This is a genomic window from Acidovorax sp. A79, assembly GCF_041154505.1.
Classification (GTDB): domain Bacteria; phylum Pseudomonadota; class Gammaproteobacteria; order Burkholderiales; family Burkholderiaceae_C; genus Acidovorax.
The window spans coordinates 296,260-309,473 of sequence record NZ_AP028672.1 but is presented as its reverse complement, the minus strand read 5'-3'; the positions used below and the strand labels follow the sequence as shown (position 1 = coordinate 309,473).

Genomic DNA, 13,214 nt, shown 5'->3' with positions numbered 1-13,214 from the left:
TTTGGGCTATGGTGCTGGCACATCCCATCGAGAGCAGGGCACACCCTTGAATCCTTCGCCACCCCCGTCTGCGCACGCCGCGCGCCCCACCCCGGCCGAAAGGCGGGCCACCTTTTCCCTTGCACTGCTTGTCTGGTTTGCCGTGCTGCTCCAGCTGGTGCTTTCCCTGCGGCTTGCATTGGCCGGCGGCCAGTCCGCCCTGCAGGGCCTGGTGGCCTATCTGGGGTACTTCACCGTGCTCACGAACATCCTGGTGGCCTTGGTGCTGACCTTGCCGGCGGTGGCCGCAGCCTCCTCCTGGGGGCGGTTCTTCGCGCGCGCGCCGGTGCAGGCGTGTGCCGCCATCAGCATTGTTCTGGTGGGCCTGGCTTACCACTTCCTGCTGCGCAACATCTGGGATCCCCAGGGCTGGCAGTGGCTGGCCGATGTGCTGCTGCACTACGCGGTACCCGTGCTGTTCGGCCTGTACTGGCTGGGGGCCGCGCCCGGCAAGCGCGGGTTGCGGTGGTGGGTGCCGCTCGCAGCCTGCGCCTACCCGCTGGCGTACTTTGCCTATGCGCTGGTGCGCGGCGTGTGGCTGGGCAGCTACCCGTATCCGTTCATCGATGTGAACGCCCTGGGGTATGCCACGGTGCTGCGCAATGCGGCTGGCCTGCTGGGCGGCTTCGTGCTGGTGGGTTTCCTCTTCCTGGGGGCGGGCAGGTGGGCGGAGCGCGTGCTGCGCGGCGCATGAGCGTGCGGGCGGCCGATCGCCCGATATAGTCTCAAGGCCCATCGGCCCAGCCTTCTTTTTTGTGTCCCCCGGACTTTCCATGACCACAGCCGTTTCCTCCAGCGCCCCGCCCACCCCCGGCCCCTTGCTGCGCATCGCCGTCATGGGCGCGGGGGCGGTGGGCTGCTACTACGGCGCGCTGCTGGCACGCGCCGGGCACCCGGTGACGCTCATTGGCCGGCCCGCCCATGTGCAGGCCGTGCGCGAACGCGGGCTGCGCCTGCAGACAGCCGTGCTGGATGTGCAGGTGCCGCTGGCGGCCAGCACCGAGGCCAGCGCGGTGCAGGGGGCCGACGTGGTGCTGTTCTGCGTCAAGTCCTCGGACTCGGAGGACGCCGCGCGCGGGATGCGCCCGCACCTGGCGCCCGGCGCGCTGGTGCTGACCCTGCAGAACGGCGTGGACAACGACGAGCGCGTGCGCGCCGTGCTCGGCGCCAACACCACCGTGGCCGCCGCCGTGGTGTACGTCGCCACCGCCATGGGCGGCCCGGGGCATGTGGTGCACCATGGCCGGGGCGAGCTGGTGATTGCGCCATCGCCACGCAGCGGCGAGGCCGCCCGCCAGCTCACGGCGGCGGGCATCCCCACCCAGGTGTCAGACAACGTGCGCGGTGCGCTGTGGGCCAAGCTGGTGCTCAACAGCGCGTACAACGCGCTCTCGGCCCTGTCGCAACAGCCTTATGGCCCGCTGGTGCAGGTGCCCGGCGTGACGCAGGTGATCACCGACATCGTGGCCGAATGCCTGGCGGTGGCAGCTGCGGACGGAGTGACGATTGCGGGCGACGTGCAGGCCGCCGTGCGCGGCATCGCTGCCACCATGCCCGGCCAGTTCTCGTCCACCGCACAGGACCTGGCGCGGGGCAAGCCCACCGAGATCGACCATCTGAACGGCTACGTCGTCAGGCGCGGGGCCGCCCTGGGCGTGCCCACGCCTCTCAACCACGCTTTGCTGGTCCTCGTGAAATTGGCGGAGATGAAGGGCGCTGCGGGCTGAGTGGGCGGCCAGCCGATCTCGCGGCCGGGCCTCCGTCATGCCAGGGCCGCTTCCTCCAGCAGCCGCTCGCGCACTTCCTGCGCCGCCTGCACCATGTGGCGCAGCGCGGCTTCGGTCTCGGGCCAGCCCCGGGTTTTCAGGCCGCAGTCGGGGTTCACCCAGAGGTGCTCCACGGGCACCACCTCGGCGGCCTTCTCCAGCAGTGCGGCCATCTCCTGCACGCCGGGCACGCGGGGCGAGTGGATGTCGTACACGCCGGGGCCGATCTCGTTCGGATATTTGAAGTCGCCAAAACCTTGGAGCAGCTCCATGTCCGACCGGCTCGTCTCAATCGTGATCACATCGGCATCCATGGCCGCGATGGCGGGCAGGATGTCGTTGAACTCGCTGTAGCACATGTGGGTGTGGATCTGGGTGTCGTTGCGCACGCCGCTGGCACTGATGCGGAACGCGCGTGTGGCGCGCTCCAGATAGCTCTTCCACCCGGCGCGGCGCAGCGGCAGGCCCTCGCGGATGGCGGGCTCGTCGATCTGGATGATGGCGATGCCGGCGGCTTCCAGATCACACACCTCGTCGCGGATGGCCCAGGCGATCTGGTCGGCCGTGGTGGCGCGCGGCTGGTCGTCGCGCACGAAGCTCCACTGCAGGATGGTGATGGGTCCGGTGAGCATGCCCTTCATGGGGCGGTCGGTCAGGCTCTGCGCGTACTGCGTCCAGGCCACGGTCATGGGCGTGGGGCGGGTCACGTCGCCGTAGATGATGGGCGGCTTCACGCAGCGTGAGCCATAGCTTTGCACCCAGCCGTTGGCGGTGAAGGCAAAGCCGTCGAGCTGCTCGCCAAAGTATTCGACCATGTCATTGCGCTCTGCCTCGCCATGCACCAGCACGTCGATGCCCAGGGCTTCCTGCTTGCGCACGGCCAGGGCAATTTCCGCTTGCATCTTTTGTTGGTAGTGGGCCGCATCCAGTGCCCCGCGCTTGAAGGCGGCACGGGCTGCGCGGATCTCCGCCGTCTGCGGGAACGAGCCAATCGTGGTGGTGGGCAGCAGCGGCAGCTTCAGGCGTGCGCGCTGTGCCTTTTGCCTGGCGGGAAAGGCGTCGTGGCGCTGGTCGGCCCCCGGCGCAGCGGCGGCCAGGCGGGCGGCCACGGTGGCACGGTGAACGCGGGGGCTGGCGCGGCGGGCGGCCAGGGCGATGCGGGCGGCGTGCAATTCATCGTCCACCGCAACCTCGCCTTGCGACAAGGCGGCGGCAAGCACACGCAGCTCGTCGAGCTTTTCGACGGCAAACGCCAGCCAGGATTTCACTTCGGCATCCAGCTGCGTTTCGGCCTCTAAGCTGAACGGCACATGCAGCAGAGAGCACGACGGTGCCAGCCACAGCTCGCCCTGGTGCTTGTCGGCCACGGGGCGCAGCTTGGCCAGAGCGGCATCGAGGTCGGTGCGCCAGATGTTGCGGCCGTCCACGATGCCCACGGACAGCACCTTGTGCGAGGGCAGCCAGTCCGCCACGCCCACCAGCTCGTCGGGGGAGCGCACGGCGTCCACATGCAGGCCGGCCACGGGCAGCTGGCAGGCCAGGCGCAGGTTTTCGGCCAGCGGCGAGAAGTAGGTGGCCAGCAGCAGCTTGGGCGCGCTGCGCGCCAGTTGCCAGTAGCTGGGCTCAAAGGCATGGCGCCACGCATCGGGCAGGTCCAGGCCCAGGATGGGTTCGTCGATCTGCACCCATTCCACGCCCTGGGCCTTCAGGCGCGCCAGCATGGTTTCGTACACCGGCAGCAATGACTCCAGCAGGCTGAAGCGGTCAAAACCCGCCGTTTTGGATTTGCCCAGCCACAAAAGGCTCAGGGGCCCCAGCAGCACGGCCTTGACGCGGTGGCCCAGCGCCTGGGCCTCGGCCACTTCGGCGAACAGGCGCTCGCTGGCCAGGCGGAACTGGGTGTGGGCGCTGAACTCGGGCACGAGGTAGTGGTAGTTGGTGTCAAACCACTTGGTCATCTCCAGAGCGGGCTGGCCTGCGGTGGTGTGCTTTGCGGTGCAACCGGCGCTGCAGCCCTGATGGTCTTCGGCAGCGTGGGCCGACACGCCCCGCGCCATCGCAAAGTAGCGCGCCAGCTCGGGGGTGTGTGCGTCAAAGCCAAAGCGCGCAGGCTCGCAGCCCAGCAGCTGGATGTGGTTGGCCACGTGGTCGTACAGCGCAAAGTCGCCCACCGTCACACAACCCAGGCCCGCATCGGCCTGCGCCTGCCAATGCAACTGGCGCAATTGGGCGGCGGTGGCCTGCAGCTCGGCCTCGGTACTGTCGCCGCGCCAGAAGGACTCGAGCGCGAATTTCAGTTCGCGCTGCGCCCCCATGCGCGGAAAACCCAGTGTGTGCGTGAGCACAGGGCGAGAGGAGGATTGGGTGGCGAGCGACATGGTGATTTCCTTCTTCTGAATGGAGCAATGCAATGAAGGCACCGATGGTCGCGCGGGCTCGTTTATTATTCAAACGAAAGTTTTATGCGATCAACTTGAAAATTAGTAATGAACCAGTCGATTCTGGAAGTGCGCCACCTGCGCACCCTGGTCGCCCTGCGCGACAGCGGCAGCCTGGTGCGGGCCGCACAGCTGCTCAACCTCACGCAGTCGGCGCTGTCGCACCAGATCAAGCTGCTGGAGGACCGCTATGGCCAGCCGCTGTTTGAGCGCAAGTCCGTCCCGCCGCAGTTCACCGCCGTGGGCGAACGCCTGCTGGCCCTGGCCGATGCCATGCTGCCGCAGGTGGAGGGAGCCGAGCGCGACATTGCCCGCCTGGTATTGGGGCAGGGCGGGCAGATGCGCATTGCGGTGGAATGCCACACCTGTTTTGACTGGCTGATGCCCGCCATGGATGCGTTTCGCACCCGCTGGCCCGAGGTGGAGCTGGACATCGTGAGTGGCTTTCACGCCGACCCCGTGGGCCTGCTGCACCAGGGCCGGGCCGACGTGGCCATCGTGTCGGAGGTGGATGTCGACGAGGCGGGCGTGGACTACCACGCGCTGTTTGGCTTCGAGATCCGCGCGCTGCTGGCCAACACGCACCCGCTGGTCGCCAGGCCGCACCTGGTGGCGCAGGACTTTGCCGACCAGACCATCATCACCTACCCCGTGCCGGACGAAATGCTGGACTTGATCCGCCAGGTGCTGGAGCCCGCCGGGGTGCGCCCCCCGCGCCGCACCACCGAGCTGACGGTGGCCATGCTGCAGTTGGTGGCCAGCGGGCGCGGCGTGGCGGCGCTGCCGCTGTGGGCGGTGCAGAGTTACCTGGACCGGGGGTATGTGACGGCCAGGCCCATCGGAGCCCGGGGGTTGCGGGGCGAACTGCACGCCGCCTGCCTGCCCAGCCTGTCGGCCAAGCCGTACCTGCAGGACTTTGTGCAGGTCACGCGCGAGACGAGTTTTGTCACGCTCAAGGGCGTGGAGTTGTTGTGATTGGATCCGGCGCGTACTTGTCGCCCACCTCTTCGCGCAGCGGGTGGGTGTCGTAGACGATGTTCATGTCGCGGATGCGGGTGCTGCCCGCGTCGAACGTGAATACATCCACGCAGGTGAATGTCACCTCGCGGCCATCGTTCAAGGTCCAGTCGTAGCGGAAATAGGCGGCGACCCGCATGGCACCGCCGCTTTCTGGTTGGGCAGAGACGAACAGATCCAGCACGGTGATCACGCTGCGGCTGGAAGCCTGGGCGAGCTTTTGGAAAAAGCCCCTCGCGCGCATGGTGCCCAGAAAGGGCGAATGCACCATGCCATCGTCTTCAAAACAGGCAATCAGCCCGTCGGTATGACTGGCATGCAGGTGGGCGAGGTAGGTGCGGACGGTGTCGATGGGGGGATGGCTCATACGTGGCGATGCAAAGGGCGTGGAGTGGAGTGCGTAGCTTCGCCAACTCCGCGCCGCACGACAAGAGACAATGGTGGCTTATACATAAAAGGTGTTTATGTATCTGCGCTACCTGCAATACCTCCGTGCGGTCATCGAACAGGGCTCGTTCGCCTTGGCGGCCAAGGCCTGCGGCGTGTCGCAGCCTGCGATCAGCCATGGCATGAAGGCACTGCAAGCCCACTTCGCGAAGCCCTTGCTGGTGCGCGAGGGGCGCCGCCATGTGCCCACCGACCTGGCCCGGGCTGTAGCCGCGCAGGCCCTGCACCTGGCGCGGGGGGTTGAGGCGCTGCCCCGCGCGTCAGTGGCTGCGGCAGACCGCTACTTGCTGCGGGTAGGGCTCACGTCTTCAGCGGCGCTGGTCTGTGGCCCGCTGCTGTATGCCAGCTGGTGCCTGCCCAACGCCCGGCGCTCGCTGGAGATGGCGACGGCCGATGAAGGCAGTCTGCTGGAGGGCCTGCTGCAGCGGCGCTTTGATGCGGTCATCGCCCCCAAACCGCGCAAGTTTGCGCATCCCGATGTGGCGGAGCGCCCCCTGTACGAGTTGCATCCCCAGGTCTATGCGCGCAAGGGCCACCCATGGGTCCGGGCCCAGTCGCTGGCGCAACTGCAGGGCGCTGCGTGGGCCTGTGTGGGGCCCAGTGTCAGCGGGCCGGTGGATGTGTTGACGGAAGCGCACCGTGTGCGCCGCATGCCCGCGCCCAAGATGTCCGTGCGCTGCCCCGACTTTGCCAGCCTGCTGCACCTGGTGGCGCAGTCCGACCTGCTGGCTGTTGTGCCGCACCCTGCGTTGCTGGGCGGTGCGTCCACGCTGGTGGCGCCCCTGCGGCTGGCGGAATCTCTGCCGCTGTATGGCATGTGGCTGTTTGAACCCCGGGGCCACAAGTCACGGCTGAGCCCCGAGGTGTTTGCGCCTGCGGGCTGAGTCTGGCGCGCAGGCGCTGACCGAAGCATTGCAAGGAGGATCAGTGTTTGAAATTGGTGTTGCAAGACTCCATAATCGCTTTCCTCATCCCTTCACCGAGCCTTTGCACCATGCACCATCCGCAGCGCCGCCCACACTCAGCCCCTTCGTTTGTCCGCCCCCTGATGGCCTCGCTGGCGCTGGCGTTTGCCGCCGCCCTGGCCCACGCTGCGCCGGTGGCTGATGTCCATGCGCTGGCCCAGAAGGAGCAGCAGCCGCTGCTCGACACCCTGCGCGACCTGGTGCACATCGAGTCCGGCAGCAAGGACATCGAAGGCTTGAATCAGATCGCCGAGCGCATTGCCAGCCAGCTCAAGCAACTGGGCGGCACGGTGGACGTGCTGCAGACCAGCGACATCTACCGCCTGGACGACACGCCCGAGAAGGTGGGCCCTGCCGTGCAGGCCGTGTTCAAGGGCACGGGCAGCAAGAAGATCATGCTCATCGCGCACATGGACACGGTGTACCTGAAAGGCATGCTCAAAGGCCAGCCGTTCCGCATCGATGGCGACAAGGCCTATGGCCTGGGCATTTCGGACGACAAGCAGGGCATCGCGCTCATCATCCATACCGTGGCCTTGCTGCAAAAGCTCAGCTTCAAGGACTACGGCACGCTCACCGTGCTGATCAATGGCGACGAGGAAATCAGCTCGCCCGGCTGGCGCAGCACCATCACCCGTGTGGCGTCCGAGCAGGACGTGGTGTTGTCGTTCGAAGGCGGCGGCACCGACGGCACGCTGCGCCTGGCCACCAGCGGCATCGGGGCGGCCTACCTCACGGTGCAGGGCAAGGCATCGCACGCCGGGGCCAAGCCCGAGGATGGCGTGAACGCGCTGTACGAACTGTCGCACCAGTTGCTGCAGATGAAGGACCTGTCGAAGAACGACGAAGGACTCAAGCTCAACTGGACCGTCTCCAAGTCCGGCACCAACCGCAATGTGATCCCCGCAGAAGCCACGGCCCAGGCCGATGCCCGCGCGCTCAAGGTGGCGGACTTTGACGGGTTGGAGAAATCGCTGCAGGAGAAGATCAAGACCCGGCTGCTGCCCGCCTCCAAGGTGGACGTGAAGTTCGAGGTGCGCCGGCCGCCGCTCGAAGCCAGCGAGGCATCGCGCCGTGTGGCCGGTTACGGCAAGGTCATCTACCAGGAGTTGGGCCTGCCGCTCAACGTGGTCGAGAAAGCCACCGGGGGCGGCACCGATGCGGCCTTTGCGGCGCTCAAGACCAAGGGCGCGGTGGTGGAGGGTATGGGCCTGTCGGGCTACGGCGCCCACTCCAATGATGCGGAGTACGTGCAGATCAACACCATCGTGCCGCGTCTGTACCTGGCCACGCGCATGATCATGGACATCTCGCGCGACAGGCTGAAGTGACTCCCTGAGCCGCTTCGTGCCTCCCCCTGCGGGGGCGTCTCCGGTGCTGCAGGGCGAGGAGCCAGGCACGGAGGCGCTGTTTACGGCTTACTCAAGTACCAAGGTGCCAGGCACCGGCGCCAGCACGGCACCGGTGGTGTAGAACGATTCCAGGTTTTCCAGCACCAGGTCGGCCATCGCGCGTCGGGTTTCGTGCGTGGCGCTGGCGGTGTGGGGCGTCAGCACCACGTTGTCCAGCGCCATCAGCGCGGCGGGCACGGTGGGCTCGTTCTCGAACACGTCCAGCCCGGCACCGGCGATGCGGCGTTCGGTCAGCGCTTCGATCAATGCGGCTTCGTCCACCACGCTGCCGCGCGCCACATTGACGAGGTAGCCGTTCGGCCCCAGGGCATCCAGCACATCGCGATTGACGAGGTGGCGCGTGCCAGCGCCGCCCGCCACGGTCAGCACCAGGTAGTCGGCCCACTGCGCCAGCGCGGTCAAGGACGCGAAGTAAGGGAGTGCGCAGCCCTCGGCCTGCCGACGGTTGTGGTAGCCCACCTGCATGCGGAAGCCGCCCGCACGATCGGCCACCGCCTGGCCGATGCGGCCCATGCCCACGATGCCCAGGCGCTTGCCCGACACGCGGCTGCCGAGCGCATACCTGGCCTTCGGCCATTCGCCACGGCGCACAAAACGGTCGCTGGCGGCAAGGTTGCGCGACACATCCAGCATCAGCGCAAACGCCATGTCGGCCACACAGTCGTTGAGCACGCCGGGCGTGTAGCCCACCTGCACGCCACGCGCCTTGGCCGCATCGATGTCCAGCGCGTCAAAGCCCACGCCAAAGCTGCTGATGACCTGGAGGTGGGGCAGCGCGGCGATGACCTCGCCCTTGAGGCCGATGGCGGCGGTGGTCACCACCCCGGTGAACTCCGCACCGTGTGACGCCAGAAAAGCCGCTGGATCGGGCTGTTCGGCCAGGCAGGCGACGCTGTAACGGGCCGCCAGTTCGGCCTCCAGCGCGGGAAGGGGCAGGCGGCCGATTTGCAGGATGCGAGGGGGAGTCGTGGTCATGGTTTCGTGGGGCAACAGTGCCAAAAAATGCAACGGGCGGCATACGGCGGCACACTGCCGCCCCGATGTGTCTACATCATGCCGCGACGCGCACGGCCTGGCGCGCCAGCAGCTTCCACTGGCCGCCTTGCTGCTGCCACACGCCCAGGATCTTGATCTGCACCTTGCCGGGCTTGCCCGAGTCATTGGTATCGGCCGTGAGGGTGTGGCGCACGATGGCGGTGTTGCCCACGACCTTGATGGTCTGGTCGGAGATGGCGATGGTGACGAAGTCGGATTTTCCTGCGATCAGGTCGCCGATGAAACTGTCCTTGGTGTCCACGCGGCCCCCCGAATGGCCGTAGCTCAGGTCGTCGGCGACGAGTTGGGCGAGGGCCGTGGGCGTGGGATCGATCATGGCCACGCGGAGTTTTTCCGCAGCCGCGGCCACCGATTGCTCGGACGATGCCGAAGATGCAGCGGGTGCGCTGGTGGCGCAGCCCGTGAGCGCGGCAATGGCCAAGGCGGCGGCGGTGGCGAAAACGATTTGCTTGAACATCTTGTCTGTCTCCGTTGTGGTGTTGGGGATGTGTGTGCGTGCCACGGCTGCACCACGCGCCCGTGCACGGCCAGGCGCGTGGTGGAATGCAACCAAAGAAGAGGGGCCTGGCTTGCCAGGCCTCTCGGCGCGCTTACTGCGGGCCGAGCTTGTCGATGAGCGCCTTGAGCTCTTCCATCTCGCTGGGCTTCAAGTCCGTCAGCGGCGCGCGCACCGGCCCACCGTCATGGCCCACGATCCTGGCGCCCGCCTTGATGATGCTCACGCCATAGCCCTCCACCCGGTTGCGGATGGCCAGGTAGGGCATGAAGAACTCCTTGAGCAGCCTGTGCTGCGTGGCCGTGTCGTCGGCCGCCACGGCCTTGTAGAAGTCCATCGCCGTCTTGGGAATGAAGTTGAACACTGCGGACGAATACACCGGCGTGCCCAGCGCCTTGTAGGCCGCCGCATACACCTCGGCCGTGGGCAGGCCGCCCAGGTAGGAGAAGCGGTCACCCATCTTCATGAAGATGGAAGACATGGTCTCGATGTTGCCCACGCCGTCCTTGAAGCCGATCAGGTTGGGGCAGCGGTCGGCCAGGATGGCCAGGGAATCGGCAGTCAGCTTGGTGCGGTCGCGGTTGTAGACGATGACGCCGAACTTCACGCTGTTGCACACGGCGGCCACATGCTCGATCAGGCCCTCCTGGCCGGCTTCGGTCAGGTAGTGGGGCAACAGCAGGATGCCGTGGGCGCCCAGGCGCTCGGCCTCCTGGGCATGGGCGATGGCGGTGCGGGTGGGGCCGCCGGCGCCGGCAATGATGGGCACCTTGCCGCGGCAGGTGTCCACGGCGGTCTTGATGACCTGGCCGTACTCGGGGCCCGAGAGCGAGAAATACTCGCCCGTGCCGCCGGCGGCGAACAGGGCGCTGGCGCCATAGGGGGCCAGCCACTCCAGGCGCTCGATGTAGGTCCTGGGGCGGAATTCACCCTGCTCGTCGAAGTCCGTGATGGGGAAGGACAGCAGGCCGGAGCCCATGATGGATTTGAGGTCTTGCGGGGTCATGGTCATTGCAACGAGGGAGAAAGGTGAATGAAACAGGGGGTGTGAAGTGCTCAGTCGAGCTTGATGTTGGCGGCCTTGACCACGCTGGCCCAGCGCGCACGCTCCTTGACGAAGAACTGGTCCTGCTCGGCGGAGGTCATGGTCACCACCTCGGCGCCCTGGCCGGCCAGGCGCGAGCGGATCTCGGGTGCGCGGATGGCGGTGATGAGGGCCTTGTTGAGCTTTTGCACGACGGCATCCGGCGTGCCGCGTGGCAGCAGCACGCCTTGCCAGGTGCCGGACTCGTAGCCGGCCACGCCCTGCTCGGCAATGGTGGGCACGTCGCCGATCAGGGGCATGCGCGTGGACTTGGACACGCCCAGCACCTTGAGCTTGCCGCTCTGCACCTGGGGCAGGGTGGCCAGCATGCCGTTCATCAGCACCTGGGTCTGGCCGGCGACGGTGTCCTGGATGGCGGTGACGCCGCCCTTGTAGGGGATGTACTGCCAGCGCGCGCCGCTGGCGCGCTCCAGCGCCACGCCAGCCAGGTGGGGAGCGCTGCCGGTGGCCGTGACGGCAAAGTTCAGGTCGTTCTTCTTGGAGTAGGCGACCAGCTCCTTGAGGTTGCTCACGGGCACCGAAGGGTGCACCACCAGCAGGTGGGGCGAGTACGCCAGCATGGTCACGCCGCGCAGGTCCTTGGAAGGGTCGAACGACAGCTTGGTATAGACCGAGGGGCTGATGGCCAGCGCGCCCACGTCGCACAGCAGCATGGTGTAGCCGTCCGGCTCGGCCTTGGCGACGAAGTCCGCCCCCAGGTTGCCGTTGGCCCCGGGCTTGTTCTCGACGATGACGGTCTGCTTGAGCGCCTCGGACAGCGACTGGCTGATCGAGCGCGCAATGATGTCCGAGCTGCCGCCTGGAGGGTAGGGCACCACGATGCGCAGCGTCTTTGCTGGCCATTCCGCCGTCTGGGCGGTGGCGGAGGCTGCGGCCAGGGCGGCGGTACAGGCCAGGAGGATGGCGCGTCGGTTCAAGGTCATGGAATGTCTCCGTTGCATGGGTTGTTGTTAGTCATCGTACAACTAGATGCCATCCAAAACAACCGACCGGCCTGAAAATATCGGGTTTACCCTTAAAAAAATCAGGGTAAGTACCAAGGTTTTGTGAGGCTGTTTCCTTATGGTGACAGGGGTTCGGCGCACCAATCGACTGTCAGGAAACTTCGGGTAATCCCTTTAGGGTGCCAGGTGGGAGTGGCTCCACAATCGCCTCTTTGTTGTATGACGACATATGACAAAAGACTCCCACCCCGCGCCGGGCAGGCCGTGAAATCGCCCGGCGGGAAACGACCACCATGGCAACGCGAGTGCGCTGTTCCCCAGCCTTCGCGCCGCCATCTACCCAAGGAATACGGATGATTGCAGCACTTCGCTTCCGCCGCAGGGCCGCACGGCTGGCGCATGTGGCCGTTGCCGTGGCCGCCGCACTGGCCACGCCGGGCGCCTGGGCCGCTACCTGGGTCTATGTCTCCAACGCGGACAGCCAGGACGTGTCGGTGTTCGAACTGGACCGCAGCGCCGCCGCGCTCAAGCCGGTGGACACCACGCCGCTGGGCGGCATGGCGATGCCCATGGCCGTGAGCCCGGACAAGAAGATGCTGTACGTGGCGCTGCGCTCACAGCCGTTCAGGGTGGTGAGCCTGGCGATCGACCCGGCCAGCGGCAAGCTGCGCAAGCTGGGCGAGGCGCCGCTGGCCGACAGCATGGCCAACATCGACACCGATGCCACCGGGCGCTGGCTGTTCGCGGCCTCGTACCCCGGCCACAAGATCACGGTCAACAGCATTGGCAAGGACGGCGCGGTGGGGGCGGTGCAGCAGCTCATTCCCACGGCGCCGAATGCGCATGCCATCCATGCGGATGCCGCCAACCGCCATGTGTTCGCCACCAGCCTGGGCGGAGACAACCTCTCGGCCTGGCGCTTCGATGCCGAGACGGGCAGGCTCAGCGCGCACGAGCCCGCCCTCACCACCGTCGCCCCTGACAAGTCGGGCCCGCGCCACTTCGTGTGGGACAAGGGCCAGCGCTTCATGTATGTGCTCAACGAACTGGACGCCGCCGTGCACGTGCTGGCCTACGACTCGGCGCGGGGCACGCTGCGCCCAGTGCAGCGCGCCACGGCGCTGCCCGCAGGGTTTGCGGGAAAGCCCTGGGCCGCTGACATTCACCTGTCGCCCGACGGCCGCACGCTGTATGCGTCGGAGCGCACTTCCAGCACCCTCAGCAGCTTCCGCGTCGACGCGGTCACGGGCCAGCTGCAGCCGCTGGGCCAGGTGCCCACGGAAAAGTCCCCGCGCGGCTTTGCGGTGGACTCTTCGGGCCGCTTCCTGGTCGCGGCGGGGCAGGAGTCCCACCAGGTGTCGCTGCACCCCATCGACCCCGCCACCGGCGTTCCGGGCACCCCCACGCGCGTGCCAGCGGGCAAGAACCCCAACTGGGTCGAGATCGTTGACCTGCCTTGAGACGGACTGAACCGTGGAAATGCCTGAACGGCTCTTCCATTCGGTCCCGCCATCCACCATCCACCATCC

At 67.0% G+C, this 13,214-nt stretch carries 12 protein-coding genes; 6 read left to right on the top strand and 6 right to left on the bottom strand.

All coding sequences use genetic code 11. The features are described from left to right. Positions 1 to 46 precede the first annotated feature (46 nt). Complete coding sequence (locus ACAM51_RS01380) at positions 47 to 733, top strand: Pr6Pr family membrane protein (RefSeq protein WP_369642515.1); 687 nt, start codon at positions 47 to 49, stop codon at positions 731 to 733. A 79-nt stretch (positions 734 to 812) separates the two neighbouring features. After that, positions 813 to 1,766, top strand: coding sequence for a ketopantoate reductase family protein (locus ACAM51_RS01375; protein ID WP_369642514.1), 954 nt, complete (start codon positions 813 to 815; stop codon positions 1,764 to 1,766). Between the two features lie 35 nt (positions 1,767 to 1,801). On the opposite strand, the gene metE is transcribed toward ACAM51_RS01375, so the two are convergent. Beyond that, on the bottom strand, positions 1,802 to 4,183 hold the full coding sequence (metE, locus tag ACAM51_RS01370; protein WP_369642513.1) for a 5-methyltetrahydropteroyltriglutamate--homocysteine S-methyltransferase: 2,382 nt from the start codon (positions 4,181 to 4,183) through the stop codon (positions 1,802 to 1,804). 108 nt (positions 4,184 to 4,291) lie between these two features. Here metE and ACAM51_RS01365 point away from each other — a divergent pair, with 108 nt between their 5' ends. Further along, entirely contained in the window at positions 4,292 to 5,218 is a 927-nt protein-coding gene (locus ACAM51_RS01365; RefSeq protein ID WP_369642512.1) for a LysR substrate-binding domain-containing protein, read from the top strand. On the opposite strand, the gene ACAM51_RS01360 is transcribed toward ACAM51_RS01365, so the two are convergent. Further along, a complete protein-coding gene (locus ACAM51_RS01360; RefSeq protein WP_369642511.1) occupies positions 5,196 to 5,627 on the bottom strand; it encodes a nuclear transport factor 2 family protein in 432 nt (143 codons plus the stop codon). The two genes, ACAM51_RS01365 and ACAM51_RS01360, sit on opposite strands and share 23 nt — an antisense overlap. A 97-nt stretch (positions 5,628 to 5,724) precedes the next feature. Between ACAM51_RS01360 and ACAM51_RS01355 the strand changes: the two genes are divergently transcribed. Together ACAM51_RS01355 and ACAM51_RS01350 are read left to right on the top strand one after the other, a co-directional pair. Beyond that, positions 5,725 to 6,591: a LysR family transcriptional regulator gene (locus ACAM51_RS01355; RefSeq protein ID WP_369642510.1), complete on the top strand. Its 867-nt coding sequence runs from the start codon at positions 5,725 to 5,727 to the stop codon at positions 6,589 to 6,591. A 110-nt stretch (positions 6,592 to 6,701) separates the two neighbouring features. Next, positions 6,702 to 8,003, top strand: a complete 1,302-nt coding sequence (locus ACAM51_RS01350; RefSeq protein ID WP_369642509.1) for a M20/M25/M40 family metallo-hydrolase — start codon at positions 6,702 to 6,704, stop codon at positions 8,001 to 8,003. 87 nt (positions 8,004 to 8,090) lie between these two features. Here ACAM51_RS01350 and ACAM51_RS01345 read toward each other — a convergent pair whose 3' ends face one another. The 4 genes from ACAM51_RS01345 to ACAM51_RS01330 form a co-directional block, all read right to left on the bottom strand. Continuing rightward, complete coding sequence (locus ACAM51_RS01345) at positions 8,091 to 9,059, bottom strand: 2-hydroxyacid dehydrogenase (RefSeq protein WP_369642508.1); 969 nt, start codon at positions 9,057 to 9,059, stop codon at positions 8,091 to 8,093. 76 nt (positions 9,060 to 9,135) lie between these two features. After that, positions 9,136 to 9,597 (bottom strand): nuclear transport factor 2 family protein, encoded by a 462-nt coding sequence (locus tag ACAM51_RS01340; RefSeq protein WP_369642507.1) that lies wholly within the window; start codon positions 9,595 to 9,597, stop codon positions 9,136 to 9,138. Positions 9,598 to 9,730: 133 nt separating this feature from the next. Further along, positions 9,731 to 10,642 carry a 5-dehydro-4-deoxyglucarate dehydratase gene (gene kdgD, locus ACAM51_RS01335; protein ID WP_218295311.1) on the bottom strand — a complete coding sequence of 304 codons (912 nt, stop codon included), beginning with the start codon at positions 10,640 to 10,642 and terminating at the stop codon, positions 9,731 to 9,733. A 50-nt stretch (positions 10,643 to 10,692) separates the two neighbouring features. After that, on the bottom strand, positions 10,693 to 11,664 hold the full coding sequence (locus tag ACAM51_RS01330) for a tripartite tricarboxylate transporter substrate binding protein (RefSeq protein WP_218294926.1): 972 nt from the start codon (positions 11,662 to 11,664) through the stop codon (positions 10,693 to 10,695). Between the two features lie 374 nt (positions 11,665 to 12,038). Here ACAM51_RS01330 and ACAM51_RS01325 point away from each other — a divergent pair, with 374 nt between their 5' ends. Next, positions 12,039 to 13,145: a lactonase family protein gene (locus tag ACAM51_RS01325; protein WP_369642506.1), complete on the top strand. Its 1,107-nt coding sequence runs from the start codon at positions 12,039 to 12,041 to the stop codon at positions 13,143 to 13,145. Positions 13,146 to 13,214: the final 69 nt, after the last annotated feature.

Excerpts from the sequence above, each read along its gene's own strand:
- kdgD (WP_218295311.1), bottom strand. The coding sequence starts at position 10,642 with ATGACCCCGCAAGACCTCAAATCCATCATGGGCTCCGGCCTGCTGTCC.
- ACAM51_RS01345 (WP_369642508.1), bottom strand. The coding sequence starts at position 9,059 with ATGACCACGACTCCCCCTCGCATCCTGCAAATCGGCCGCCTGCCCCTT.
- ACAM51_RS01350 (WP_369642509.1), top strand. The coding sequence starts at position 6,702 with ATGCACCATCCGCAGCGCCGCCCACACTCAGCCCCTTCGTTTGTCCGC.
- ACAM51_RS01365 (WP_369642512.1), top strand. The coding sequence starts at position 4,292 with ATGAACCAGTCGATTCTGGAAGTGCGCCACCTGCGCACCCTGGTCGCC.
- ACAM51_RS01355 (WP_369642510.1), top strand. The coding sequence starts at position 5,725 with ATGTATCTGCGCTACCTGCAATACCTCCGTGCGGTCATCGAACAGGGC.
- ACAM51_RS01330 (WP_218294926.1), bottom strand. The coding sequence starts at position 11,664 with ATGACCTTGAACCGACGCGCCATCCTCCTGGCCTGTACCGCCGCCCTG.
- ACAM51_RS01360 (WP_369642511.1), bottom strand. The coding sequence starts at position 5,627 with ATGAGCCATCCCCCCATCGACACCGTCCGCACCTACCTCGCCCACCTG.
- ACAM51_RS01375 (WP_369642514.1), top strand. The coding sequence starts at position 813 with ATGACCACAGCCGTTTCCTCCAGCGCCCCGCCCACCCCCGGCCCCTTG.
- ACAM51_RS01340 (WP_369642507.1), bottom strand. The coding sequence starts at position 9,597 with ATGTTCAAGCAAATCGTTTTCGCCACCGCCGCCGCCTTGGCCATTGCC.
- ACAM51_RS01325 (WP_369642506.1), top strand. The coding sequence starts at position 12,039 with ATGATTGCAGCACTTCGCTTCCGCCGCAGGGCCGCACGGCTGGCGCAT.
- metE (WP_369642513.1), bottom strand. The coding sequence starts at position 4,183 with ATGTCGCTCGCCACCCAATCCTCCTCTCGCCCTGTGCTCACGCACACA.